The following is a 24,141-nucleotide window of genomic DNA, read 5'->3' on the forward strand; positions in this document are numbered from 1 at the left end:
TTCCTCTCGGTGGGGGCGGGTCGGGGGCGGTTCACGCGGCGGGGCGGGTGGCGGCGTCGAAGGCGAGTACCGCGCGCGTCAGGCCGAGGACGCGGCGCTCCAGCAGACGGGCCCCGCTCCCGGCGTCGGCGCCGGACGCGTCGTCGGTGGAGCCGCCCACCCGCTCCCACTCGCCGTGCCGCTCCACGGTCAGACCGGGGTAGGGCGGCGTGTCGAACAGCGGCGGCGGATCGACGGGCTCGCGCCCGGCCGGCCCGGTCCGCACCAGCTCGGGACGGGCGGCCAGCATCAGCGAGGTCTCGAACCAGCCGGCGTGCCCGGGGATCAGCCCGGCGTGCTCGGCGTCCTCCGGGTCCGTCCCGGCCTCCCCGGTGTCGGTGAGGGTCCAGTACGAGCAGGCCGCCGCGGTCACGTCGGCGCGCAGTGCGAACCGCTTGACCGCGAGGCGCATGATCTCGTCGTTGCCGCCGTGGCCGTTGACGACGAGGACCCGGCGGTAGCCGCAGGCGGCCAGCGAGTCCAGCAGTTCGTCCAGGACGGTGCCGAGCACCGGGGCCGACAGGGTCAGTGCCGCGGCGAACAGGTGGTGCGGGCTGTGCCCGTACGGCAGTGTCGGCAGCCGGATCAGCTCCGGCACGTCCTCACCGGCGGCGGCTCGCTCCGCCAAAAGGGCCAGGGCGCGGGAGACCACCGCGTCCGCGAGCATCGTGTCCGTGCCCATCGGCAGGTGCTCGGCGTGCTGCTCCTGCGAGCCGATCGGCAGGATCGCGATGCCGCCGGCGGCCGCGGCGCGGGTCTCGCGCCAGGTGCTCTCGGTCAGATTCCGGTGGGTCATGCCGCTGTCTCCCCGGATCGGGGGCATGACAGAGTCGGCGCATGGCGCATGAACGTATTCCTTTGCGGTTGGTACCCGATCCGCAGCCGGACGAGCCGGCCGGGCGGGACATCGGTGTGCTGGGCGCCGTGGAGGTGCTGCCCGGCCTGGTGCGGTCCGCGCTGCTGGAGCGCACCGGGGTCGTACGGGAACGCGCGCAGGCCCGCTTCGACGCGGGCAGCGGCGACCCGCGCGTGGTCGACGCGGCGCTGCGGGAGGCGGCCGGAGTGTTCGCCGGCCTGACCCCGCTGGGCGTCGGTGTGGCCGCTGCCGGGGTGGTCGACCCGGTGGCCGGCCGGATCGTCGAGGTCAACGACGCGCCCGCGCTGCGCGGCTACCCGGTCGCGGACCGGCTGACGGAGCTGACCGGTGCGCCGGTCCGGGTCGAGCACCGCGCCCGCGTCCAGGTCCTCGGGGACCGCTGGTTCGGCGCGGGTCGCGGGCGGCGCTCCTTCGCGTCCGTCGCGACCGGTGAGGTGCTCGGCGTCGGCATCCTCTACGACGGTCAGGTGCTCGCCCCGGTCGGCGGCCGCAGCGGCGCCCACATGACGGTCACCGCCAGTGGCGACGTCTGCACCTGCGGCCGGCGCGGCTGCTGGAAGACCGTGGCGACGACCCGCTGGCTGCGCGAGCGCGTCGCGGAACTCGGCATGGACCCGCGAGCCGTCTCGCCGGGCACGCTGCTCGCCTCGGCCGACCCCGCGGCCCGCGACCTCGTCGTGCGGTACGCGGAGAACCTGGTGCTCGGCCTCGCCACCGTCCAGCAGCTTTTCGCCTGCGGCCTGTTCGTCCTGCACGGCGAGGCCCTCGAGGGCGGTGAGCCGTTCCGGGAGCTGATCGAGAACCTGCTGCGCGCCGACGGGCTCGGCGGCGGGGAGGCCCCCACCGTGGTGCTCGGCGAGCCCGCCGACACCGGCGCGCTGCTCGGTGCGGCGGGTCTGGTCCTGTCCGGGCGCTAGGCCGTGTCCGCAAGGTCTCGCCTGGTCCGCGACGCCTGGCACGCGCACTCGCCGCGTTGTCGGACTCGCCCTCGTACACCCGGTACGAGGGCGATCCTCCGCCTCGCGATTGCACGCACCGGACGCCGCGGACCACGCCCTCCGGGTGTACGACGGGACTTTACGGACACGGCCTGGGGTCCGGACAGGCGGTCGCGGGCTCATGCCGCCTCGTCCTGTACCGCCGCCCGGACGCGGCGGCCCCGCGACGGGTCGGGGACCGGCACCGCGTCCAGGAGGCGCCGGGTGTACGCGTCCTGCGGGTCGGTGAAGACCTGCCGGGCGGCGCCGCTCTCCACGATGCGGCCCCGGCGCATCACGGCGACCCGGTCCGCGATCTGCCCGACGACGGCCAGGTTGTGCGAGATGAAGAAGTACGTGAGCCCCAGGCGTTGCTGGAGCTCCGCGAGCAGGTCCAGGACCCGTGCCTGCACGGACACGTCGAGTGCGCTCGTCGGCTCGTCCAGGACGACCAGGCGCGGCTCCAGGGCGAGGGCGCGTGCGATCGAGATGCGCTGGCGCTGCCCGCCGGAGAACTCGTGCGGATAGCGGTCCAGGATGTTCGCGTCCAGGCCCACGGCGTCCAGCAGCTCACCCGCCCGCTCGCGTACCGCCGCCCGGCCGCGCCGCCCGCGCGCCCACTCCTCGTGCGTGACGAGCGGCTCCCCGACGATGTCCGCGATGCGCATCCGCGGATTCATGCTGGAGTACGGGTCCTGCAGGACGACCTGCATCTGCCTTCGCAGCGGGCGCAGTTCGGCACCGGTCAGCGACAGCAGCTCCGTACCGTCGAAGCGCACACTGCCCGCCGTGGGCTCCAGGAGGCGCAGCAGGAGCCGGGTCAGCGTCGTCTTGCCGCAGCCGGACTCCCCGACCAGGGCGAACGTCTCGCCCTCGCGGACCGTGAGGGAGACGTCGTCGACGGCGACGCTCGGCGGCCGGCCGGGGAACTCCTTGCGCAGTCCGCTGATTTCCAGAAGGTCGCTGGTGGTCATGGGGCGGGCTCCAGTCGGGGAGTGGCGGCCAGCAGGTCGCGGGTGTACTGCGCGGCGGGACGGGCGAAGACCTGCTCCACGTCCCCGGTCTCGACGACCTCGCCGTGCCGCATGACGGCGACGCGGTCGGCGGTCTCCGCGACCACCCCGAGGTCGTGGGTGATGAGCAGGACGGCCATGCCGTGCCGGCGCTGCAGCGTCACGAGGAGTTCGAGGATCTGCCGCTGCACGGTCACGTCGAGCGCCGTCGTCGGCTCGTCCGCGATCAGTACGCGCGGCCGGGCCACGAGCGCGGAGGCGATCATGACGCGCTGGCGCAGCCCGCCGGACAGTTCGTGCGGGTACTGCCGGTAGCGGTGCTCCGGGTCGGGGATGCCGACCTCGTCGAGCGCGGTGAGCGCCGCCAGCCGTGCCTCGGCGCGGCTGTGGCCGCCGTGCAGCCGCAGCGCCTCGGCGACCTGCGCACCGACCCTTTGCAGCGGGTCGAGGCTGGTCATCGGGTCCTGGAACACCATGGAGATCCCGGCGCCGCGCACCTTGCGCAACTCCCGCTCGCGCAGGGCCAGTACGTCCACTCCGTCGAGGAGCACCCGGCCGCCCGCGTACACGCACGGCGGCTCGGGGTTGAGGCGCATCGCGGACAGTGCGGTGGCCGACTTTCCGCTGCCGGACTCACCGACGACGGCGAGGGTCTCACCGGCGGCGACGGACAGGCTGACACCGCGCACCGCGTGCACGGTGGAGGCGGCGAGTTCGAAGTCGACGCGCAGGTCCCGGAATTCGAGGACGGGCGCGGTGTCGGGGGAGTGGGTCATCGGCGGTACGCCTTCGGGTCCGCGACGTCGCGCAGCGCGTCGCCCAGGATGTTGATGGCCAGGGAGGTGAGCATCAGGGCGACGCCCGGGAACACGGCGATCCACCAGGACGTGCCGAGGTACAGCTGTCCGTCGGCGAGCATGCCGCCCCAGGTCACCGTCTCCTTCGGCACGCCCAGGCCCAGATAGCTGAGCGAGGCCTCCGCGACGATCGCGGCCGCGATGTGCAGGGTGCCGATGGTGGCGAGCGGCGCCATGACGTTGGGCAGCAGGTGCCGCCGCATGATCGTCAGGTCGTTGACGCCGATGGCCCGCGCCTCGGTGATGAAGTCGCGGGTGCGCAGCGACAGGACCTCGGAGCGCACCACGCGGGCGTAGGAGACCCAGCCGGTGATACCGAGGACGACGATCACGTAGCCCAGTCCCGAGCCGACGAAACCGACGACGGCGAGCGCCAGCAGGATCGCGGGGAAGGCGAGCTGGACGTCGGCGACGCGCATCACGACACGGTCGGTCCAGCCGCCGAGGTAGCCGGTGGCGAGGCCCGCGGCGGTGCCGATGACGCCCGCGAGCAGGGCCGCGCCGGCGCCGACGAGGAGCGAGACGCGGGTCCCGTACACGATGCGGGAGAGCAGGTCACGGCCGAGCTGGTCGGTGCCGAGCAGATGGGCGCCGCTGCCGCCGGACTTCCATACGGGCGGCTGGAGGCGGGCGAGCAGGTTCTGCGCGTTCGGGTCGGCGGGCGCGATCAGCGGTGCGCACAGCGCGCACACGACGATCAGTGCGAGGAGGACGAGCGCGACCGCGGCGAGGCGGTTGCGCAGCAGGGAGCGCCATACGGACGGCTGCTTCGCGGCGGCCGGGGCGACGGCGGCGGTGGGTGCGGGGGCGGTCGTGGTCATCGGGAGTTCCTCACCCTCGGGTCGAGGAGGCCGTAGGACAGGTCCACGAGCAGGTTGACCACGACGAACGTGGCGGCGAAGAGCAGCACCGTGCCCTGGACCAGGGGGAAGTCGCGGTTGGCGATGGCCTGCACGGTCAGCTGGCCGACGCCGGGCCAGGAGAAGACCTGTTCGGTGAGGATGGCGCCGCCGAGCAGGCTGCCGACCTCCAGGCCGACGACGGTCACCACGGGCAGCGACGCGTTGCGCATACCGTGCCGCAGCACGGTGCGCACCGGGCCCAGGCCGCGGGCGCGGGCGGTGCGGATGTGGTCGGAGCCGAGCACGTCGATCAGGGACGAACGCAGCAGCCGCGCGACGACGGCGACCGAGTAGACGGAGAGCGTGACCGACGGCAGGACCAGGTGAGCGAACGTGCCGTACCCGGAGGCGGGCAGCGCGTGCAGGCCGACGGCGAACACCAGGATCAGCAGGATGCCGATCCAGAACGGCGGCGTGGACTGGCCGACGAGGACGGCCGTGATGACGCCGCGGTCGGCCGGCTTGCCCCGGCGCATCGCCGCGATCGTCCCGGCGGGCAGCGCGATCAGCAGCGTCACCACGAAGGCGCCGGCCGCGAGCAGCAGGGTGGCCGGGATGCGGTCGGCCAGCACCTGGCGCACCGGCTGGTTGTAGAAGAGGGAGTCGCCGAAGTCGAAGCGCGGCAGGCCCCACAGATAGTCGAGGTACTGACTGAACAGTGACTTGTCCAGGCCCAGGCTGTGCCGCAGCACGTTCTCCTGCTGGGCGGTGGCGTCCGGCGGCAGCATCACCTTCACCGGGTCGCCGGACAGCCGCACCAGGAAGAAGACGACGGTCGCGGTGCACAGCAGCACCAGGACCGCGGTCCCCAGGCGGGCGGCGGCCGGGCGCAGTACGGCGACGAGGCGCCGGCCCGGTGCTTCGGCCGTACCGGCGGACCCGGCGGGCAGGGTCAGGGACTCGCTCATCACACGGCCACCTTCGCGCTCGCCATGTCGAGGATTCCGGCGGCGCCGGGCGTCCAGCTCGGCCGGGTGTTCTGCACGTAGATGTTGTCGATCTGGTACAGGGACACGAACGGCGCCTCGTCCTTGATCAGTTGCTGGAGACCGGAGAAGGCGCGGCGCCGCACGGCGGGATCCACGGACAGTTCCTCGGCGTCCACGAGCTTGTCGGCACGCCTGTCGTGCCAGCGGCTCTGGCGCCGGTCGCTGCGCACGTTGGACTGGAGCATGCTCTCGCCGTCCAGCGTCCACACGGTCGAGGCGGCCAGGTACATCGGGCCCAGCGCGCCGTGGTTGTCGGAGGTCAGACGCTGCGCGTAGGTGCCCGGGTCGAGCAGATTCACCTTGGCGTGCACCCCGGCCTGGGCGAGCAGCCCCGAGATGGCCTCGGCGACGTTCGCGTCGATGTTGGAGGCGGTGAGCGAGGTGCTGATGCCGTCCGGGTGTCCGGCCTCCGCGAGCAGCGCGCGCGCCTTGGCGGCGGAGCGGACGTAGGGCTTCACGGCCTCGTCGAAGCCGAACGCCCCGCGCGGGATCATCGCCGGAACCTCGGTGGCGTTGCCGCCGAGCACCGCCTTGATGAGCAGTGGTACGTCGACGGCGTGGTTGATCGCCTGACGGACCCGGCGGTCGCGCAGCGGCCCGGCGGACAGGGTGTCGAGCGACAGGTACGAGGTGCGGACGCCGGTGTGGTGGCCGATCGTCACACCCGGGTAGCCGGCCAGCTGCTGTGCGGCGTCCGGGGTCATGCCGGCCACGATGTCCACGCCGCCGCTCTGCAGGGCGGCCAGCGCGGACGAGGAGTTGGGGGCGGGTACGAAGACGAGTTCGTCGACGTGCGGGCGGCCCTGCCAGTGGTCCGCGTAGGCGCGCAGCCGCAGTTCGTGGTCGCGCTGCCAGCTCCTGAACGCGAAGGGGCCGCTGCCCACGGGGTGTGCGGCGAAGCCCTCGTCCCCGACCTTGTCCAGGTAGTGCGGGGGCACCACGACACCGCCGAACAGGGACAGCTTCGCGGGCAGGATCGGGTCGTGCACCGAGGTGTGCAGGTCCACCGTGTACCGGTCGACGACGCTGACGTCCTCGACGTAACGCAGTTCCACGATCGGTGACTTGGTCGCGGGGTCGAGCAGCCGCTTGATGCTGAACCGGACGGCCTGCGCGTCGAACGGCTCGCCGTTGTGGAACGTGACGCCGCGCCGCAGCTCGAACCGCCAGACCGTCGGTTCGACGGCCTTCCAGGAGAGCGCGAGCCTCGGCAGCAGGGTGTTGTCGCGGCCCAGGGTGGTGAGCGTGTCGAAGATGTTGATCAGGGCGTTCATCGACGTCATGTCGCCCTGCTTGTGCGGGTCCATCGTCTTGGGGTCCCCGGTCTGGGAGACCCGCAGGACGTTGCCGGCGGCGTCCGCGGGCGGCGCCCCGCATCCGCTGAGCAGCGCGGGGACGGTCAGGGCGGGCGCGGCCAGAGCGCTCGTACGCAGCACCGAGCGGCGGGACCAGCCGGCGCGGGGGCCGCTTTGCCCTCCACGTATTCGTTCCATTGAACAACACACCCGTTCCGGTGAATGGAATGCAGTGCGGGTAAGGTAATCCCCATGGGGAAACCGGTCAACAGTCGTTCGCAGCAGCAGACGTCCGCCACCGCTCTCGGTGAGGCGGCCGTGACAGCCCTTCCACCCGCGCCAGGCCCGGTGGACAAGGCCATGGAAGTGCTCTCCGCCCTCGCGGAAAACGGAGCGCCACACCGCCTCGCGGACCTCGCCCGCCACACGGGCCTCGCCAAACCCACCGTGCACCGCCTGCTGCGCGCTCTCGCGGCCAACGGTTACGCCGAACCGGCCGAGGGCGGCAGCTACCGGCCGGGGCCCCGCCTCCTCGGGCTCGCCGCGGGCGTGCTGGCCGACGACGCCGCCACCCGCCAGGCCGCCCCCGTACTGGAGGAACTGCGCATCCGCACCGGCCTGTGCGCCTCCTACGCCGTGCGCGACGACCGGACCCTGGTCCACCTCCGCGTGCACGCACCCGCCCAGGGACCCGCCGTCGACCTGCGCCCCGGCACCCGAGAGGCCGTCACCGCGGGCGCCGCGGGGCTGGCCCTGCTGGCGGCCCTGCCCGCCCGGGACGCCGAAGACCTGCTGACCGGCCCGGACGGCGTCCCCGCCGACGGGGCGACACGCGCCGCGCTGACCGCCGCCGCCCGCGACGGCTACGCCACCGACAGCGCCGACGCCCGGCGGGACCGCCGCGCACTCGCCGCGCCGGTGCGCGACGCCACGGGCCACCCGGTGGGCGTACTCGTCCTCACCGGACTCGCCTTCACCCTCGACGACGCGGCCGCGCGCCTGTACGGGCCGATGGTGCGCTCCGCCGCCGCCGCGGTCTCCGCGAGCCTGGCCGCACAGCCGGGCGCCCGGCTCGGCCTCGTGGCCGACCCGGGCCAGGGAGTGGGGCGGACACGATGACCACCCACCACGCCGCGGCGCGGCGGCGCATCCTCGAACAGGGGCGGGGGCGCGGCCTGTACTCGGGCGCGGCCTGGTCCCTGGGTGACGCGAACGGCCCCTACGACCGGGGCTGGACCGGAACCCGCGCCCACGGCGGCACACCCCTGGACGGCACCGACCTGTGGGACCTCGCATCGGTGACCAAGCCGATCGTGGGCCTCGTCGTCATGGCCCTCGTCGAGCGGGGCGTACTCGGCCTCGACGACTCGGTCGGCCATCACCTGGACCGCTACCGGGACAGCCCGCACGCCGCCCGCACCGTCGCCCAACTCCTCGACCACACCTCGGGCCTGCCCGGCGGCGTCCCCCTCTACCGCGAGCACCCCACCCGCGAATCGCTGCTCACCGCGCTCGGCGTCCTGGAGCGCGGCACCGAACCGGGCACCCATGTCGCCTACTCCTCCCAGGGGTTCATCCTGCTCGGCCTGATCGCCGAACAGGCCGCGAACCGGAGCCTGGACGCCCTGCTGGCCGACCTCGTCAGCACCCCCGCCGGGCTCCCCGACCTCTGCTTCAGGCCGGGGACAGAACGGCGGGCCCGTGCGGTGGCCACCGAGGACTGCCCCTGGCGCGGCCGGACCGTGACCGGTGAGGTGCACGACGAGAACGCCGTCGTGCTCGGCGGCGTCGCGGGCCACGCCGGCCTCTTCGCCACCCTCACCGACATGGAAGGGCTCGCGCGCGCCCTCCTCGGCGGCGGCCCGCCGCTGCTCGCACCGGACACCCTCGCGCTGATGACCGCGCCCCGCACCGACCACCTGAACCTGCGACGGTCCCTGGCCTGGCAGGGAACCGACCCGCACACCTCGCCCGTGGGTGACACCTTCGGCCCGGCCTCGTACGGTCACACCGGTTTCACCGGCACCAGCCTGTGGATCGACCCGGAGGCGGGCCGCTACGCGATCCTGCTGGCCAACCGCGTCCACCCGCACCGGGCCGAACGCGGATTCGCCCCCCTGCGAAGGGAGTTCCACGACGTCCCGGCCGGCCGATGACCTCGGTCCGGCGGGTTTCCGCGGGCCGGGCGAGCCCGCAGTCGACGCATCGATGCAGATGTATCGTCATTGATGGACCCGGCGTAGTGTGCGGCTCATGAGTTCCTCGACGACCCCGGTCCAGCTGTTCCTCCTCGGGCGGACCCTCATGAAGATCGGCGAGGAGGCCCTCCCCGATCTGCCTCCGGGTGCCGACACTCACCGCGTCGGCACCCGTGCGGCCCTCGTCGTACTGAGTGACCTCCTCGGCCACCCGGACACCTCGGTCAGCGCGATCGCGGTGCGCACGGGCCTGCCCCAGAGTCAGGTGTCGGGCGCCGTGGCCCGGCTGAAGGACGCGGGTTTCATCGTGACCGCGCCCGACCCGGCCGACGGCAGAAGGCAGTTGATCCGCCGGGCGCCCCAGGTGTCCGGGCGGGTCTCCGAGGTGCGGGCGTCCCGGATCGACGACGCGCTGGCCACCGCACTCGGCACGGACGACCCCGGGCGGCTGCGCGAGGTCGCGGATGCCCTCGACGTGCTCGCCCGCCACCTCACCCCCGAGGCGGCGGGCCGCCTGCGGTCGTGAACCGGGGCGGGAGACGGCGGCCGTCCGGGGTCCGGCGTTGAGTAACAGCCTTCCCGCGCCTCATTGACAGCGCTTTCTGCAGTGGGCGAGTATCCCTTCCCGAACACCCCTGACAACGTTGTCCAAGGCGGGAGACCTCATGCAACCGCAGGAGCACCAGGGCGGACTGCCGCGGCGGCGGCTGCTCCGGGCAGGCGCCGTACTCGGTCTGGCGGCGGCCGGGGTGGCCAACGCGTCACCCGGCCACGCGGCCACGCGGGCGGCGGCCGGGCCCCCCGGCATCGAGTTCGGCGGCGGGCAGGACCAACTGCTCGGCGCCGCCTACCGGTCCGCGTGCCACAACCTGCTGGACATCAACACCGTCCCGTACGACCCGGCCGAGTACAACCAGACCGGCCTGATGACGGACTCGCCCGGAACGTTCATCCGGGCGGGCGGCGGATACGAGCAGCCGTGGACCCGCGACGCGTCGGTCAACTCCTGGAACGCCGCCAGCCTCCTGACACCGGACGTAGCGCGCAACACCCTGTGGGCGGTGTGCCGGCGGCAGGACGACGGCACGCTGATCGTGCAGCAGGACAACCAGTGGTGGGACCAGATCGTGTGGGCGGTCGCCGCCCGGCACCACTATCTGGTCACCGGGGACCGCGAGTTCCTCACCGACGCCTGCCAGGCCGCCGTCAACACCCTCCGGGCCGACCGCGATCAGCACTTCAACGAGAGCTACGGCCTCTTCGAGGGACCCGCGTTCCTCCAGGACGGGATCGCCGGCTACCCCGCCCCGCCCGCCGATCCCGACAACCCCTCCTCGTTCGTCCTCGACCACCCGGGCACGGACAGGATGATGTGCCTGTCCACCAACTGCCTCTTCCACGCCGGGTACCTCGCCACCGCCGAGATGGCACAGGAGACCGGCGACCCGCGCACCGCAAGGGAGTTCCGGCTGGCCGCCGCCCGGCTGCGCACGGCGATCAACGCCCACCTCTGGCGGCCCGGCGCGGGCACCTACGGCTACTTCATCCACGGCGCGGGCGACCGGGCGGGCCGGCTGGAGACGTACCAGGAGGCCAACGGCCTCGCGTTCGCCGTGCTGTGCGGGGTGGCCTCCCGGAGCCAGGCGCGTACGGTCCTGGACCGGACCCATCACTCCCCGCACGGCGTGGTCAACGTGTGGCCGCACTTCGACCGTTTCGACGATGCGCACCCCGGCCGCCACAACGCGATCGTGTGGCCGATGACGGTCGGGATGTGGGGGCACGCGGCGGCGGCGGGCGGCCGGACGGACCTGCTGGCCCGCGCGGTCACCGACGTCGCCTCCCTCGAACACCGGGACGGCCACTTCTGGGAGATCCACAACGCGATCACGGGCGCGGTGGACGGCGGCTGGCAGAACGCCCGGCAGTGGGGTTCCGAGCCGGACCAGACCTGGTCGGCCACGGGCTACCTGCGCCTCATCCACCAGGGCGTCTTCGGTATCCGGCACGAGCGGGACGGGATCCGGTTCACCCCGAACCTGCCGCACGGATGGGGTCCGGTGACCCTGCACGACGTGCCCTACCGTGACATGACGCTGGATATCACCCTCACCGGCTCGGGCCGCCGGGTGGCCTCGTCGACCGTCGACGGGCACCACCGCAGCGCGGTCCCGGCCGGGCTGCGGGGGCGGCACCGGGTACGTATCGAACTGCGCTGACCGCCGGGGGCGGACCGGCGGGCCCCGACGGCTCCCGCCGGTCCGGACGTCCTCCCGTGGTGGCGTGCTCCCCCGGGGGAGGGGGCAGCACCCCGTCATGAGCAGGCCGCCGTGGAGTGCGCGGAGCCCGCCGGCGTTGGGACAGAACCTGGACATGTACAGGACCATTTCAAGATCGACTCGGCCCTAGTGTCGGTGCCAGCAGGAAATCACCGCAACCGAAAGCCGCTGGAGTTCATGATGCGTTCGCGTCTCGCCGCCCGTTCCGCCCGTCTCGTCCTGTCCGCCGCGGCCGTGACGGCCCTCGCCGTCACCGCCACCGCCTGCGGGCCCGAAGACACCACGGACACCGGCAGCTCCGCGGCCCCGTCCGCCGCCGCATCCGACAGCGGCAGCTCCTCCGGTGACACCGCGTCCTCCGGCGGCTCCTCCACGGGCGACGCCTCCTCCAGCGGCTCGGGCGACGAGACCGGTTCCGGGGACAAGGCCTCCTCCGGCGGCGACACCGGCTCCGGCTCCGGCGACAAGAGCGGCTACGGGCAGTCCTGCGGCACCAACGACCTGGACTTCACGATCACCTCGGAGTCGCAGGCGGGCGGCTACTACCTGGTCGCCGCCAAGGCCAAGTCCGGCATCACCTGCTACCTGGACCCCAACACCCCCAGCGTGTCCTTCGGGTCCGGCGCCGACGGTGCCGCGTCCCCGGTCGGGCAGGGTGGCGAGGACCCCATCAAGCTCAGCGGCTCCAGCGTCGCGTACACCGGAATCAACCCCATGACCACCAACAGCAATGACGGCAAGGAGTTCGACAGCGTCATCATCTCGACCACCGACGACGACGCCAACCCCGCCGAACTGAAGCTCCCCGACACCGCCCACGTCGACAAGCCCATCGTCACCAACTGGGCCACCGACAGCGCCGAGGCCGTTCCCGTCATCGCCTGACGGAGCCGTACCCGGCCCTGACGGACGCCGCCCGCGCACCGCGGCGTCCGCCGGGGCTCCTGCGGCTACCGGGGAGGCGCCAGGGTGTACCGCGTCTCCTCCGGAACGTGCGACGTGTCGCGGCGGGCCAGCAGCCAGTACACGGCGGCGGGGATCACCAGGCCCACGATCCAGGAGATGTCCGCGCCGCCCAGCGGATCCACCAGCGGCCCCGTGTAGAAGTTCGTCGCGAGGAACGGGAGCTGCGCGAGCACACCCACCCCGTAGACCGTGAGCGCGTCCCAGCGCCAGGCGCCGTAGCGGCCCCCGGGGTCGGAAAGCGCCGGGATGTCGTACCGCTCCCGCGAGATCAGGTAGTAGTCGACCAGGTTGATCGCGGACCAGGGCGTGAAGAACGTCAGCAGGAACAGCAGGAAGTCCTTGAAGGACGTCAGGAAGCTGTCCTTGCCCAGGAGCGCCACGACCGTCCCCGCCACCATGATCACCGCGATGTACGCGGCCCTGCCGCGCGGCGACAGCGTCTTCTGGCCGCGGAATCCGCTGATGCCGGTCACCATCGACATGAAGCCGCCGTAGGTGTTGAGCACGTTGATGGTCAGCTTGCCGAACGCGATCACGAAGTAGAGGAACGACGCGATCAGCCCCGCACCGCCCAGGCCGACGACGTATCCGACCTGGTCGGAGAGGAACGCGTCCCCCGCGCTCGCCGCCACGAGCACCCCGAACGTCATCGACCACTGCGAGCCGATGGCCGATCCCGACAGCGTCCACCAGAACGTGGCCCGGCCGGACGTCGCACGAGGCAGATAGCGCGAGTAGTCCGCGACGTACGGCCCGAAGGCGAGCTGCCAGGACGCCGAGAGCGACACCGCGAGCAGGAACATCGGCAGACCGAAGTGCGCGTCCCCGAGCAGCGCCGACAGGTCCACCCGGTCCAGGAGCCGGATGCCCAGGTAGATGAAGGCCAGCGCGCAGACCACGCTCGCCACCCGCCCCAGGACGTGGATCACGCGGTAGCCGACCGCCGCCACCACCGCCGTGATCACCGCGAAGACGATGATGCCCGTGGTGTCGTCGGTGTGCGTGAGCTGCGCGGTGGCCTGTCCGGCGAGGACGCTGCCGGACGCGAAGAAGCCCACGTACATCAGGACGACCAGGAGGAGGGGAACGACCGCGCCGCGCACCCCGAACTGGGCGCGGGACTGGATCATCTGGGGCAGGCCGAGCTTCGGCCCCTGTGCGGAGTGCAGGGCCATGACGGCGCCGCCGAGCAGATTGCCCAGCAGGAGGCCGACGGCCGACCACACCACGTCGCCGCCGAAGACGACGGCGAGCGCGCCGGTGACGACCGCGGTGATCTGCAGGTTCGCGCCGAGCCAGAGGGTGAACTGACTGAACGCTCTGCCGTGCCGTTCGCCGTCCGGGACGACGTCGATGGAGCGGCGCTCCACCAGGTCTTCAGCTGCCATGACTCGGTTACCCGGCCTCTCGTTGGTATGTCCTGCCGTGCGGTACCGCGGGCGCTACTTGATGCCGTGCCGTGCCGCCCAGTCGCCCGCGACGTCCTCGGGGTCCTTCTTGTCCTTGTCCACCAGGCGGTTCAGCTCGGTGAGGTCCTCGGTCGTCAGCGCGTTGCCGAGGCGGGCGAGCGCCTTGCGGACCGTCGAGTCGGCCTTGCGGTCGGCGATGAGCGGGACGATGTGCTGGCCCGGGACCAGGTTCTTGGGGTCGGTGAGCACGACCCAGTGCTCGGCGGCGATGTCGGTGTCGGTGGTGAAGAGGTTCGCGACGTCCACGTCCCCCTTCTTCAGAGCGCCCTTGACCAGCGGCCCCGAGGAGTCGAGGGACTTGAACTCCTTGAACTCCACGCCGTACACGTCCTTGAGGCCCACCGCGCCGACCTCGCGCTTCTTCACCTCGGGCGCCGCGCCGATGACGAGCTTGCCGTTGTGCCGGGCGAGGTCCGCGAGTGACTTGAGCCCGTACTCGGCGGCGGTCTCCCGGGTGACGACGAACGCGTCGGAGTCCTCGGCGCGGCCGTAGGGCAGGACCTGCAGACCCGCCGGCAGGGCCATGGCGAGGGCGTTCTGCATCTCGCCCTCCTCCGCGGCCCTCGACTTCGTGTCGAGGTAGTGCAGCAGGGCGCCCTGGTACTCGGGCAGGAGGTCGATGTCGCCGCCCTTGAGCGCGGGGATGAGGATCTCGCGGGTGCCCAGGTTGGGGCGGACCGTGGTCTTCACGCCGGCCGCTTCGAGCGCGGCGGCGTAGAGGTGGCCGAGGACCTGGTTCTCGGTGAAGTTGGCGGTGCCGATGGTGACGCCGTCCTTGCTGGAGCCCCCGCCCCCGCCGCCGGACCCCTGCCCGTCGAGGGAGGTGACGCCGCTGCTGCAGGAGGCGAGCACGGGGACGGAAGCGGCGGCGAGGAGTCCGCCGAGGAGGTTTCTGCGGTTCATCGTGTGTGCTCCTAGGTCGACTTGGCGGGGCGGTTGCGGAAGAGGGCGCGTTGCAGGGCGGAGAGCGCGAGGTCCAGGACGACGGCGACGACGGCCACGAGCACGGCTCCGCCGAGTACCTGTACGAGGTCGCGCTGGGCGAGCCCGTCGAAGACGTACCGGCCGAGGCCCCCGAAGGAGACGTACGCGGCGATGGTGGCCGTCGCGACGACCTGGATGAGGGCGAGTCTGAGCCCGGTCATGATCAGGGGGAGCGCGAGGGGCAGTTCGACCTGAAAAAGGACCTGGTGCCAGCGCATGCCCTGGCCGCGCGCCGCGTCCCGGACCTCGGGGTCGACGGCGGACATCCCGGCGTAGGTGTTGGTGACGATGGAGGGCACGGCGAGCGCCACCAGGGCGATGTAGACCGGCCACATCGAGAGGCCGCTGGCCAGGAAGACCAGCACGACGAGCCCGACCGTGGGCAGCGCGCGTCCGAAGCTGGAGAGGTTGATCGCGAGGAAGGCACCGCGACCGGTGTGTCCGATGAGCAGGCCGACCGGCAGTGCGATGGCGGCGGCGATCAGGGTGGCGAGGACTGAGTACTGGAGGTGTTCGGCGAGGCGGTGGCCGATACCGTCGGGCCCGGTCCACTGCTCACTGCTGACCAGCCAGGCGCCGAGGTTCTTGAAGAGTTCGTACATGAGCGCTCAGGCCCCCTGCTTCTGCCGGCGGGTCCATGGGGTCAGGACGTACTGGAGGGCGACGAGAACCGCGTCCGCCACCAGTGCGAGGAGCAGGGTCAGCACGACGCCGACGATGACGGGGGTGGGGAAGTTGCGCTGGAAGCCGTCCGTGAAGAGCTGCCCGAGCCCGCCGTCCCCGATGTACGTGGCCACGGAGACCAGGGAGATGGCCATCACCGTCGCGATCCGCACCCCCGCCATGATCACGGGAAGGGCGAGGGGGAACTCGACGGTGAGCAGGGTGCGCAGCGGCCGGGTTCCCATGGCCTTCGCGGCCTCCTTGGTCCTGGCGGGCACGGAGTCCAGACCCTCGACGGTGTTCCGCAGGAGCACGACCAGGGTGTAGATCGTGAGGCCGGTGACGGTGGTGGTGCGGGTGAGCCCGCTGACCGGCAGGAGGAGCACGAAGACGGCGATGGACGGGATGGTGAACAGGACGTTCGACAGCCCGAGGAGCAGTCCGCGCAGTCTGCGCACCCGGTGCGCGAGCACCGCCAGGGGGAGCGAGACGAGCAGGCCCAGGAGTACGGCGGTGAGGGCGGCCTGGAGGTGGGAGACGGCCAGGCTGGTGAGATCGCCGGAGTGGTCGGATATCCACGACCAGTCGACGCTCACGCGGTCACCGTGCTCGCCGCGCTGTGGACGCGCCCGGCGTGGTCGTGGATGTCCTCGCGGGACGTCACCCCCGTGAGGACGCCTTCCGCGTCGACCCGGGCGACCAGGCCGCTGGGTGCGGCGATCGACTCGTTGAGTGCCGAGAGGAGCGAGTCCGTGTCGCGCAGCGGCCTGACCGGGGCCTGCGCCTCGGTCTCGGTGTCGCGCCAGGCCAGCGGCTTGCGGGCGGCGTCGAGGGTCAGCTGCCAGCGGGTGCCCTCGGGGGCGGGCGCCTGGGTGACCTCCGCCAGTGCGGTCAGGGACAGCAGCTTCAGGCCGCGCTCCGCGCCCAGGAAGTCCGCGACGAACGCGTCCGAGGGGCGGGCCAGCAGTTCGGCGGGGCCGGCGCACTGGACGAGGTGGCCACCGGTACGGAAGACGGCTATCCGGTCCCCGAGCCGGACGGCCTCGTCTATGTCGTGGGTGACGAAGACGATCGTTTTGTTCAACTCCCGCTGAAGACGCAGAAGTTCGTCCTGGAGCTGGGTGCGCACCACGGGGTCCACGGCGCCGAACGGCTCGTCCATCAGGAGCACCGGCGGGTCTGCGGCGAGCGCCCGCGCCACGCCGACCCGCTGCTGCTGGCCGCCGGAGAGCTGGTGCGGGTAGCGCTTGCCGGCGTCGGCGGAGAGGCCGACCGTCTCCAGGAGTTCCGCCGCCCGCGCCCGCGCCTTGCGGCGGCCCCAGCCGAGCAGCAGCGGCACGGTCGCGATGTTGTCGAGGACCGTGCGGTGGGGGAAGAGCCCGGACTGCTGGATCACGTAGCCGATGGAGCGGCGCAGTTCGGCGGCGTCCTGCTCCAGGACGTCCTTGCCGTTGACCCTGATCGTCCCGGAGGTCGGATCGACCATCCGGTTGATCATGCGGAGTGTTGTCGTCTTGCCGCAACCGGAAGATCCGACGAGGACGGTCACGCCCCCTTCCGGCATCTCGAGCGTGAGGTCGTGCACCGCGGTTGTGCCGTTCGGGAAGCGCTTGTTGACCGTATCGAATTGGATCATGTGGAGTCCCTTGCCCGGCTGCATATCATCATGCAGAGTTCTTGGTGTCTGAATAGATTGTCAATAGTCAGTCGCCGTTCAGGTGTAAATCCCTGGTGACAAGTGGCCGTAGGGCAAGACGGAGCTTCCGGTTGAGGAGGAATTGCGCGTGATGTCGTCTCATATCGCGGACGGGGTGACTGGCGACAGTGACTCGGTCGTCGTCCTCGACGGTCGCGGACTGATGGTCGCAGATGTCGTACGCATGGCCGAATCCACCGTAAAACCCGTTCCGGCAGTGGATGGTATGAAGCGTGTGGAGACCTCGTGGAACGCTGCCCGGGAGATTGCCTCATGGGGTCGCGTCTACGGCCGCTCCACCGGCGTGGGCGCCAACCGGAATGAGTCCGTACCGACGGAGGCGGCCGCCGACCACGGCCTGCGGCTGCTCCGCAGCCACGCCGGATCGATCGGTGACGAGCTGCCCGCGCGGCAGGTCCGCGCCATGCTCGCGGTCCGCGCCAACCAGCTGCTCGCCGGCGGGGCGGGCCTGCGCCCGAGCGTCGTCACGGCGCTCTGCGAGGCACTGGAGACGGGCGCCTGCCCGAAGGTCAACGAGTTCGGCTCGGTCGGCACCGGCGACATCGCGGCCCTCGCACAGATGGGCCTCGCCCTGGCCGGCGAACACCCCTGGCAGGGGCCGGGAGCGGCCCCCGAACCGCAGCCCCTCGACAACAACGACGCCCTCGCCCTGATCAGCAGCAACGCGCTCACCCTCGGCCAGTCCGCGCTCGCCCTGCACGAACTGCGCGGCCTGATCGCGGCCACGCAGGTGGTGGCGGCGCTGTCCCTGATGGCGACCGACGGCTCGTACGAGGCGTACGCGCTGCCCGTGCACGAGGCACGGCGGCACGCCGGTTCGTACGCGGTCGCGGAACGGATGCGGCTGCTGCTCGGCGCGCCCGACCGCCCCACACCGCCGCTCGGCCGGATCCAGGACCCCTACGGCTTCCGCTGCGTGCCCCAGATCCACGGGCCGGCGCACGACGCGGCGGACGCGCTGGAGGACGTGCTCACGGTCGAGATCAACGCGGCGGCCGAGAACCCGCTGATCTCGGCCGACGATATGGCGGCCTACCACCACGGCGGCTTCTACATCGCCCAACTCGCCCTGGCCCTGGATCACTTCAGACTGGCCGTGACTCAGGTGGCGCGGCTGTCGACCTCGCGCCTGTCCACGCTGAACGAACCGGCCTTCACCCGGCTGCGCCCCTTCCTCGCGGACGGCGCCCCGGCCGCGTCGGGCGTGATGATCCTGGAGTACGCGGCCGGAGCGGCACTCGGCGACCTGCGCGCCTTCTCCGCACCCGCGTCCCTCGGTCACGCGGTGCTCTCGCGCGGGGTCGAGGAGCAGGCCAGCTTCGCCTCGCTGGCGGCCCGCCAGACGCTGCGGGCATGCGAGGCGTACCGCCTGGTCGTCGGGTGCGAACTCGTAGCGGCCGTAAGGGCGTTGCGTCAGCGCGACATGCGGCTCGACCCGGAGCTGCCCGTCGGCCGGGCCTTCGTCCTCGCGGACGCGGTGCTCGACGCGGAGCTGGCCGACCGGCCGTTGACGGACGATGTGACGGCTGCCGCCGGGCTGCTCGACCGGTTCACCGAGCTGTGGCTGGGCCTCGGAGCACGGGACGCGACGGCCTTCGACGGTCAGGGTGTGGTGCGGCGCAGGTGACGGGCGGCTGTTCAGAGATGTGACCGGAAGGACCGCCCCGGCAGGTGCAGACCGCGAGAAATTGAGCAGGCGAGAGGTATGGGCTCACTTCTTCGAACCACCCCATCACCGTCCGAGCCGTCGCTCCGGTCACGGGAGAGGAGGAGGGCGTGGCGGGCCGGGCCGCTCAGGCCCCGGCTGCTCGCCCCGCTCGCGGTCGCGACGATCGCCCTCGCCACGGCCGGCTGCGGGGGGACCACGGCCTCGGCCGGGCAGCCCGCCCGGAGCGGCCCCGCCGGTGGTGGCGCGCCGGCCGCGAACCCCTCCTCGGGTCGGCCGTCCTCCGCGCCTGCGGCGGCCACGGACCCCTCGGGGGGCTCGGCCGCCCCCGGGAGCCCGGCCGGCCGGGACTCCGCGGGCTCAGCGACGGGAACCCCGCGCTGCACGACCAAGGACCTGTCGATGAGTCTGAGCACCGGCGACGGGGGCGCGGGACAGGTCCACTACCGGCTCACGTTCGCCAACAAGTCCGGCCACCCGTGCGCCCTGCGGGGGTTCCCCGGCGTCTCGCTGATCAGGCGCGACGGCAGCGTGATCGGCGTCCCGGCCGACCGCGAGGGCGCCTCGGGGCAGCAGACCAAGATCGGCGCGGGCGGGACGGCGGACGTCACGCTGCACACCCTGAACCAGGGGATCGCGGATTCCGGCTGCTGGCGCACGCCCGACTACCTCAGGGTCTACCCGCCCGGCTCCAAGGAGGCGCTCACCCTGCGGGCCCCCGGCCTCCGGGTCTGCGGCGACCGCTTCACCACCACGGCGGTGGAGAGCTGACCCCGGCGCGGTCACGCGGCGGCCCGGTCTCCCCGGCCGGACCGAGGGGCCACCGGCCGAGGGCCGCCCGGGAGTTCCCGGGCGGCCCTCGGTACGTGGTGCGTGGGTGCGACCGCTCAGCCGAGGCTGCCGGTCATCGCGTTGAGCAGGGTGCCCGAAGCGTCGTCGTTCTCCAGGGAGAAGGCGAACATACCGGCCAGCCCCTTCTCGGCGGCGTACGCGGCGCGGGCCTCGATGGCCCGGGGAGTGTCGCCGGTCCAGAAGTTGGTGCCGTCGTAGATCCATGAGCTCGCGGTGACGGGATCCCAGTGGGTCTGCGCCGCCGTCGGGTTCAGTTCCTTCCAGGCCGCGAGTCCGGCCTCCTGGCTCAGGGGCTTGGCGGGCGTGGGGCCGGTGGCGCTCTGGTAGAGCCCGTAATCCGTCCCGGCGGGCACACCGGTCCAGCCGCGCCAGTAGAACGGCACGCCGAGCACCAGCTTCGAGGCGGGGAAGCCGCCGCTGATGCCGTACTCGGGCAGTCCCTCGGTGTAGGCGGTGACCGCCGTGTCCAGGTTGTACCTGGCACCGCCCGGTTCGATCGGGGCGGTCGGGTCGGCGGGGCTGTCGTGCAGCGGGTCCTGGTGGTTGGTGGGCCCGGTCGCGTCCCAGGAGCCGTGCATGTCGTACGTCATGACGTCGGCGTAGTCCAGATAGGCGCCGATCTTGTCCGTCTCCAGGTACTTGATCTTGTCCTGCCCGCTGGGCAGTGCCGCCGTCAGCAGGAACTTCTTGCCGACCGTCGCGCCGTACGCGTCGAGCTGGGTGCGGAACTCCTTCAGGAGGAGGGTGAAGTTGGCCTTGTCCGCGGCGGCGTAGTGGTTGCCGGTGTGGCCCCCGGCCGATCCCGGGTACTCCCAGTCGATGTCGATGCCGTCGAAGATGCCGGCCGCAGAGGCCACGCCGCCGGACGGGTCGCCCTGGACGTTCTTCGGCAGGTTGCCCTTCATGAACATGTCGATGCAGGAGGAGACGTACGCCTTCCGGGACGCGTCGGTGGCGGCGGCGTCGGAGAAGTACTTGGAGTAGGTCCAGCCGCCCAGTGACACGGTCAGCCGCAGATTGGGGTACTTGGCCTTGAGGGCGCGCAGCTGGTTGAAGTTGCCCTTGAGCGGCTGCTCGTAGACGTCGGCCGTGCCGTCCACGCTGTCGCCCGCCGCCACGTCGGCCTGGTAGTCGGCGTAGGCGTCACCGGCGCCGTCGCCCGCGTTGGGATTGTCCTCGTTGCCCGCGTCCGACGCCTTGATGGCCTCGAAGCACTTGTGCGTCGTGGGATGGACGTTCTCGAAGGCGTACGTCACCACGTCGAGCCCGGCCGCCGCACCGCTGGTGCCGATCTGCTTCGGGTAGTACGCGTTCTCGTAGATCCCCCACTGGTCGAAGTAGGCGGAGGCGTACGGCTTCGCGGCCGGCGCGTCGCCGGTCGTCACGGTGACGGGCGCGGACTGGCCCGAGGCGTGGCCGGCCCGGTCGTAGCCCTGCACGGTGAAGGTGTAGGAGGTGCGCGGCTGGAGGGAGCTGACCGCGACGGTGGTGCCCATGGAGGTGGCGGCGATCGCGCCCTTTGCGTAGACCTTGTACGCGGGTACGTCGCCGTTCTGCGATGAGTCCGTCGACTGGTTCCACTTCAGTACGACGGCGTTCCCGGTGACCTTCGTCGAGACCAGGCCGGTGGGGGTGCTGACCTTGCCGTCGCCGGTGGGGCCGTTCGGGTCGGTGGTCGGCGGCGGGGTCGTCGGTGGGGTGGCCGGGGGAGTGGTCGGCGGCTCGGTGGGGTCTGCGGCGGGGCCGGTCAGCGTGAGGTCGTCCGCGTGGTAAGTGCCCTGGCCGTACCAGCCATGGGTGAAGACGGTCACCGATGTGGTGCCGGCGCCGGTGGTGAAGGTGGTGGACAGCCGCTTCCACGAGGCGGCGTCCGGCGCCCAGGCGCTCGCGTCGACGCCCGTGCCGGTCGCGCCCAGGTACACGTAGCTGCCCTGGACCCAGCCGGCGAGGGTGTACGTCGTCTTCGGCCGCACGGTCACGGTCTGGCTGCACCGGCCGGTGTCCGAGGCCGTGGTGGTGGCGGCCAGCGCGCCCGAGCCGCTGTGCGCGGGGGCGGCCGATGCGGCACCGGCGGCGCACGTCCACCCGTCCAGGGACCCGGTCTCGAAGCCGGGGTTGGCGAGCAGTTCGGCGTCCGTCGCGGCAGCGGAACCCGGCACTGCGGCGAGCGCCGCGGCCGAGGCGACGAGGACGGCGGCCACCGCCAGGGCGCTGTGGCGCAGGGCGGTGCGTCGTGCCGGGCCGCGGACGGCCGCAACTCCGGGGCCGGGTGGGTTTGCGCGCATCATGCAACCTCCGTGGGGGACGGACCGCACCAGGGGATGTGTTCATGCCACATCTAGCGGCACGTCCACGAGATTGGACTGGACCAATGTGCCCGTCAAGGGGTGCGGCAGACAGTCGGAGGAATTTGGATTAGACCAATTGTGCGGCGCGGAGGCATCGCGCCAGCTGGCCCGGTCTGTACTCCCGTGGTCCAGCCCGCGTCGTTGACCTTCAGTGCCTTGGCGCTGAACCCGAAGTCGGGCAGCCGTGTCATCGTGCCCAGGTCGGTGACGGCTCCGTCGGCATCACACCGGACGGCTCGCCGCCCGGCGAGGGCGGCGCGGGCATCTCGTTCTCGGCATCGGCATCGGCATCGGCATCGGCGTCGGCCGCGGCTTCCCCGGACGTGACCAGTGTGGACGGGGCCGGCGCGACGGTGTTGGCCCCGGACTGGAAGACCAGGAGCGAGGTGCGCGCCGAGTGCTTCAGTTCGTACAGCCGCCGGGCCTGTGCCTCGGGCTTTTGCCAGTACTCGATGAGCTGCCCCGGCTGCCCGGCCGCGTGGGGCCGCCCGCCGGCCGAGCAGACGGCATGGATCAAGTGTCTTCGCGGGTGGATCAGTTCTGACGACACCCCCTGCTCGCCGCCGGCCCCCTCCGGCGCGCGGGCCACGCGGCTTCCGAGGCCGAAGCTGGAGGCCCCGCCGCGCAAAGCATTAGGTTGACCGGAAAGGTCTCGGCAGCCGGACTCACGATGGGGGCGAGCATGACCATGCTAAAGGGAACGAATGTTCCAGTGGCGGCACAGGCCGTGCGCGTCGAACTGGGCTGGCACACCGCTCCCGGTACGCCGGACGTGGACGCCTCGGCGCTCCTTCTCCTCGGCACGGGCAAGGTCCGCAGCGACGCGGACTTCGTCTTCTACAACCAGCCGGCCCACGCATCCGGTGCGGTGCGTCACGAGGGCAAGCAAGTCAGCGGCGCGGCGACCACCGACAGCCTGGCCGTCGATCTGGCACGGGTGGAGCCCGCCGTGGAGCGCATCGTGCTGGCCGCCTCGGCGGACGGCGGCACGTTCGGCCGCGTGACCGGTCTGTACGTACGGATCACGGACACGGCGGACGGCTCCGAACTGGCGCGGTTCGACAGCGCCGACGCCACGGTCGAGACCGCGTTCATCCTCGGTGAGCTCTACCGGCGCCAGGGCGCCTGGAAGTTCCGGGCCGTGGGCCAGGGGTACGGGACCGGACTCGAAGGCCTCGCCACGGACTTCGGGATCTCCGTCGATGAACCGCAGCAGGCGCAGCGGGCCCAGCAGCCGCAGCAGCCGCAGCGGGCACCGCAGCCCCAAACGCCCCCGCAGTCCCAGCAGCCTCAGCAGCCCAATCCGGCAACGCGAGTTGACTCGGTACCGCCGCCGCAGCAGCAGCCTGCCGCCGCCCCGCCGGCCCCGCCCGCACCTCCGGCCCCGCCAGTCACCCAGCCCGTCCGGCTCACCAAGGTGACGCTCACCAAGGAGGCGCCGTCGGTCTCGCTCGCCAAGCAGGGCGGCACCTCGGGATCCATGCGCGTCAATCTCAACTGGGAGGTGCGCAAGCAGTTCAAGGGGTGGGGGAGCAAGCTCGGCCGGGCCGTCGCGAACCACGCGGACCTCGATCTCGATCTCTGCGCGCTCTACGAGCTGGCCGACGGACGCAAGGGCGTGGTGCAGGCACTCGGTAACGCCTTCGGCGCCCTCCAGCAGGCGCCCTACATCCACCTCGACGGCGACGACCGGACGGGCGCCACGGCCTCCGGCGAGAACCTGACGGTCAACCTCGACCAGAAGTCCAGGATCCGCCGCATCCTGATCTTCGTCACCATCTACGAGGGGGCCCGGAGCTTCGCCGATCTGCACGCGACGGTGACCCTCCAGCCCCAGCACGGCGCCGCGATCGACTTCTCGCTGGACGAGTGCACCGTCCCGTCCACGGTCTGCGCGCTCGCGCTCATCAGTAACGACGGGGGCGACCTCACCGTGCAGCGGGAGGCCCGTTACCTGGTGCCGCAGCGCGGGGTGAGCCCGCAGCGCACCATCGACCAGGCCTACGGCTGGGGCATGAACTGGACCCCCGGCCGCAAATGAGCCCGCCCG

22 protein-coding genes are annotated in these 24,141 nt (G+C 72.1%); 9 read left to right on the forward strand and 13 right to left on the reverse strand.

Features of this window, described 5'->3' with window-relative positions; translation table 11 throughout:
- Nucleotides 1-31 precede the first annotated feature (31 nt).
- Nucleotides 32-835, reverse strand: coding sequence for a creatininase family protein (locus EDD93_RS30900; protein WP_185092572.1), 804 nt, complete (start codon nt 833-835; stop codon nt 32-34).
- A gap of 41 nt (nt 836-876) precedes the next feature.
- Here EDD93_RS30900 and EDD93_RS30905 point away from each other — a divergent pair, with 41 nt between their 5' ends.
- Nucleotides 877-1,833, forward strand: coding sequence for an ROK family protein (locus EDD93_RS30905; RefSeq protein WP_185092573.1), 957 nt, complete (start codon nt 877-879; stop codon nt 1,831-1,833).
- A 200-nt stretch (nt 1,834-2,033) separates the two neighbouring features.
- Here the strand turns inward: EDD93_RS30905 and EDD93_RS30910 are convergent, their stop codons facing one another.
- The 5 genes from EDD93_RS30910 to EDD93_RS30930 are packed head-to-tail and all read right to left on the reverse strand — an operon-like array spanning nt 2,034 to nt 7,147.
- The gene (locus EDD93_RS30910) at nt 2,034-2,867 is read right to left on the reverse strand and encodes an ATP-binding cassette domain-containing protein (RefSeq protein WP_123528779.1); all 834 of its coding nucleotides are present in this window, start codon (nt 2,865-2,867) and stop codon (nt 2,034-2,036) included.
- A complete protein-coding gene (locus EDD93_RS30915; protein WP_123528780.1) occupies nt 2,864-3,682 on the reverse strand; it encodes an ABC transporter ATP-binding protein in 819 nt (272 codons plus the stop codon). The genes EDD93_RS30910 and EDD93_RS30915 overlap by 4 nt, the downstream gene beginning before the upstream one ends.
- Complete coding sequence (locus EDD93_RS30920; protein ID WP_123528781.1) at nt 3,679-4,584, reverse strand: ABC transporter permease; 906 nt, start codon at nt 4,582-4,584, stop codon at nt 3,679-3,681. The genes EDD93_RS30915 and EDD93_RS30920 overlap by 4 nt, the downstream gene beginning before the upstream one ends.
- The gene (locus tag EDD93_RS30925) at nt 4,581-5,573 is read right to left on the reverse strand and encodes an ABC transporter permease (protein ID WP_123528782.1); all 993 of its coding nucleotides are present in this window, start codon (nt 5,571-5,573) and stop codon (nt 4,581-4,583) included. The genes EDD93_RS30920 and EDD93_RS30925 overlap by 4 nt, the downstream gene beginning before the upstream one ends.
- On the reverse strand, nt 5,573-7,147 hold the full coding sequence (locus EDD93_RS30930; protein ID WP_185092574.1) for an ABC transporter substrate-binding protein: 1,575 nt from the start codon (nt 7,145-7,147) through the stop codon (nt 5,573-5,575). Before EDD93_RS30930 ends, EDD93_RS30925 begins: the two co-directional genes overlap by 1 nt.
- Before the next feature lie 54 nt (nt 7,148-7,201).
- On the opposite strand from EDD93_RS30930, the gene EDD93_RS30935 reads away from it, so the two are divergent.
- From EDD93_RS30935 to EDD93_RS30955, 5 genes are all read left to right on the forward strand, one after another.
- Nucleotides 7,202-8,068, forward strand: a complete 867-nt coding sequence (locus tag EDD93_RS30935) for an IclR family transcriptional regulator (protein ID WP_123528784.1) — start codon at nt 7,202-7,204, stop codon at nt 8,066-8,068.
- Nucleotides 8,065-9,105 (forward strand): serine hydrolase, encoded by a 1,041-nt coding sequence (locus EDD93_RS30940; RefSeq protein ID WP_123528785.1) that lies wholly within the window; start codon nt 8,065-8,067, stop codon nt 9,103-9,105. The genes EDD93_RS30935 and EDD93_RS30940 overlap by 4 nt, the downstream gene beginning before the upstream one ends.
- 97 nt (nt 9,106-9,202) lie before the next feature.
- Nucleotides 9,203-9,673 (forward strand): helix-turn-helix domain-containing protein, encoded by a 471-nt coding sequence (locus EDD93_RS30945; RefSeq protein WP_123528786.1) that lies wholly within the window; start codon nt 9,203-9,205, stop codon nt 9,671-9,673.
- A gap of 139 nt (nt 9,674-9,812) precedes the next feature.
- Entirely contained in the window at nt 9,813-11,366 is a 1,554-nt protein-coding gene (locus EDD93_RS30950; protein WP_123528787.1) for an MGH1-like glycoside hydrolase domain-containing protein, read from the forward strand.
- Nucleotides 11,367-11,606: 240 nt separating this feature from the next.
- On the forward strand, nt 11,607-12,311 hold the full coding sequence (locus tag EDD93_RS30955) for a hypothetical protein (protein ID WP_123529468.1): 705 nt from the start codon (nt 11,607-11,609) through the stop codon (nt 12,309-12,311).
- A 65-nt stretch (nt 12,312-12,376) separates the two neighbouring features.
- On the opposite strand, the gene EDD93_RS30960 is transcribed toward EDD93_RS30955, so the two are convergent.
- The 5 genes from EDD93_RS30960 to EDD93_RS30980 are packed head-to-tail and all read right to left on the reverse strand — an operon-like array spanning nt 12,377 to nt 17,168.
- A complete protein-coding gene (locus EDD93_RS30960) occupies nt 12,377-13,780 on the reverse strand; it encodes a cytosine permease (protein ID WP_123528788.1) in 1,404 nt (467 codons plus the stop codon).
- Between the two features lie 54 nt (nt 13,781-13,834).
- On the reverse strand, nt 13,835-14,764 hold the full coding sequence (locus EDD93_RS30965) for an ABC transporter substrate-binding protein (protein WP_123528789.1): 930 nt from the start codon (nt 14,762-14,764) through the stop codon (nt 13,835-13,837).
- 11 nt (nt 14,765-14,775) lie between these two features.
- Nucleotides 14,776-15,447: an ABC transporter permease gene (locus EDD93_RS30970; RefSeq protein ID WP_123528790.1), complete on the reverse strand. Its 672-nt coding sequence runs from the start codon at nt 15,445-15,447 to the stop codon at nt 14,776-14,778.
- Between the two features lie 6 nt (nt 15,448-15,453).
- Complete coding sequence (locus tag EDD93_RS30975; protein WP_123528791.1) at nt 15,454-16,104, reverse strand: ABC transporter permease; 651 nt, start codon at nt 16,102-16,104, stop codon at nt 15,454-15,456.
- Entirely contained in the window at nt 16,101-17,168 is a 1,068-nt protein-coding gene (locus tag EDD93_RS30980) for an ABC transporter ATP-binding protein (RefSeq protein ID WP_123528792.1), read from the reverse strand. Before EDD93_RS30980 ends, EDD93_RS30975 begins: the two co-directional genes overlap by 4 nt.
- A gap of 127 nt (nt 17,169-17,295) precedes the next feature.
- Between EDD93_RS30980 and EDD93_RS30985 the strand changes: the two genes are divergently transcribed.
- Together EDD93_RS30985 and EDD93_RS30990 are read left to right on the forward strand one after the other, a co-directional pair.
- Entirely contained in the window at nt 17,296-18,852 is a 1,557-nt protein-coding gene (locus EDD93_RS30985; RefSeq protein ID WP_123528793.1) for an aromatic amino acid ammonia-lyase, read from the forward strand.
- A 78-nt stretch (nt 18,853-18,930) separates the two neighbouring features.
- Nucleotides 18,931-19,662: a DUF4232 domain-containing protein gene (locus EDD93_RS30990; protein WP_123528794.1), complete on the forward strand. Its 732-nt coding sequence runs from the start codon at nt 18,931-18,933 to the stop codon at nt 19,660-19,662.
- 116 nt (nt 19,663-19,778) lie between these two features.
- On the opposite strand, the gene EDD93_RS40735 is transcribed toward EDD93_RS30990, so the two are convergent.
- Together EDD93_RS40735 and EDD93_RS31000 are read right to left on the reverse strand one after the other, a co-directional pair.
- On the reverse strand, nt 19,779-22,031 hold the full coding sequence (locus EDD93_RS40735) for a glycosyl hydrolase family 18 protein (RefSeq protein ID WP_311318342.1): 2,253 nt from the start codon (nt 22,029-22,031) through the stop codon (nt 19,779-19,781).
- A gap of 247 nt (nt 22,032-22,278) precedes the next feature.
- Nucleotides 22,279-22,641, reverse strand: coding sequence for a hypothetical protein (locus EDD93_RS31000; protein ID WP_221217364.1), 363 nt, complete (start codon nt 22,639-22,641; stop codon nt 22,279-22,281).
- A 162-nt stretch (nt 22,642-22,803) separates the two neighbouring features.
- Here EDD93_RS31000 and EDD93_RS31005 point away from each other — a divergent pair, with 162 nt between their 5' ends.
- A complete protein-coding gene (locus tag EDD93_RS31005) occupies nt 22,804-24,132 on the forward strand; it encodes a TerD family protein (protein ID WP_398905654.1) in 1,329 nt (442 codons plus the stop codon).
- The last annotated feature ends 9 nt before the right edge of the window (nt 24,133-24,141 follow it).

Origin of the sequence: Streptomyces sp. 840.1 (assembly GCF_003751445.1) — a bacterium.
GTDB lineage: Bacteria > Actinomycetota > Actinomycetes > Streptomycetales > Streptomycetaceae > Streptomyces.

Excerpts from the sequence above, each read along its gene's own strand:
- EDD93_RS30900 (WP_185092572.1), bottom strand. The coding sequence starts at position 835 with ATGACCCACCGGAATCTGACCGAGAGCACCTGGCGCGAGACCCGCGCC.
- EDD93_RS30905 (WP_185092573.1), top strand. The coding sequence starts at position 877 with ATGGCGCATGAACGTATTCCTTTGCGGTTGGTACCCGATCCGCAGCCG.
- EDD93_RS30910 (WP_123528779.1), bottom strand. The coding sequence starts at position 2,867 with ATGACCACCAGCGACCTTCTGGAAATCAGCGGACTGCGCAAGGAGTTC.
- EDD93_RS30915 (WP_123528780.1), bottom strand. The coding sequence starts at position 3,682 with ATGACCCACTCCCCCGACACCGCGCCCGTCCTCGAATTCCGGGACCTG.
- EDD93_RS30920 (WP_123528781.1), bottom strand. The coding sequence starts at position 4,584 with ATGACCACGACCGCCCCCGCACCCACCGCCGCCGTCGCCCCGGCCGCC.
- EDD93_RS30925 (WP_123528782.1), bottom strand. The coding sequence starts at position 5,573 with ATGAGCGAGTCCCTGACCCTGCCCGCCGGGTCCGCCGGTACGGCCGAA.
- EDD93_RS30930 (WP_185092574.1), bottom strand. The coding sequence starts at position 7,147 with ATGGAACGAATACGTGGAGGGCAAAGCGGCCCCCGCGCCGGCTGGTCC.
- EDD93_RS30935 (WP_123528784.1), top strand. The coding sequence starts at position 7,202 with ATGGGGAAACCGGTCAACAGTCGTTCGCAGCAGCAGACGTCCGCCACC.
- EDD93_RS30940 (WP_123528785.1), top strand. The coding sequence starts at position 8,065 with ATGACCACCCACCACGCCGCGGCGCGGCGGCGCATCCTCGAACAGGGG.
- EDD93_RS30945 (WP_123528786.1), top strand. The coding sequence starts at position 9,203 with ATGAGTTCCTCGACGACCCCGGTCCAGCTGTTCCTCCTCGGGCGGACC.
- EDD93_RS30950 (WP_123528787.1), top strand. The coding sequence starts at position 9,813 with ATGCAACCGCAGGAGCACCAGGGCGGACTGCCGCGGCGGCGGCTGCTC.
- EDD93_RS30955 (WP_123529468.1), top strand. The coding sequence starts at position 11,607 with ATGCGTTCGCGTCTCGCCGCCCGTTCCGCCCGTCTCGTCCTGTCCGCC.
- EDD93_RS30960 (WP_123528788.1), bottom strand. The coding sequence starts at position 13,780 with ATGGCAGCTGAAGACCTGGTGGAGCGCCGCTCCATCGACGTCGTCCCG.
- EDD93_RS30965 (WP_123528789.1), bottom strand. The coding sequence starts at position 14,764 with ATGAACCGCAGAAACCTCCTCGGCGGACTCCTCGCCGCCGCTTCCGTC.
- EDD93_RS30970 (WP_123528790.1), bottom strand. The coding sequence starts at position 15,447 with ATGTACGAACTCTTCAAGAACCTCGGCGCCTGGCTGGTCAGCAGTGAG.
- EDD93_RS30980 (WP_123528792.1), bottom strand. The coding sequence starts at position 17,168 with ATGCAGCCGGGCAAGGGACTCCACATGATCCAATTCGATACGGTCAAC.
- EDD93_RS30985 (WP_123528793.1), top strand. The coding sequence starts at position 17,296 with ATGTCGTCTCATATCGCGGACGGGGTGACTGGCGACAGTGACTCGGTC.
- EDD93_RS30990 (WP_123528794.1), top strand. The coding sequence starts at position 18,931 with ATGGGCTCACTTCTTCGAACCACCCCATCACCGTCCGAGCCGTCGCTC.
- EDD93_RS40735 (WP_311318342.1), bottom strand. The coding sequence starts at position 22,031 with ATGATGCGCGCAAACCCACCCGGCCCCGGAGTTGCGGCCGTCCGCGGC.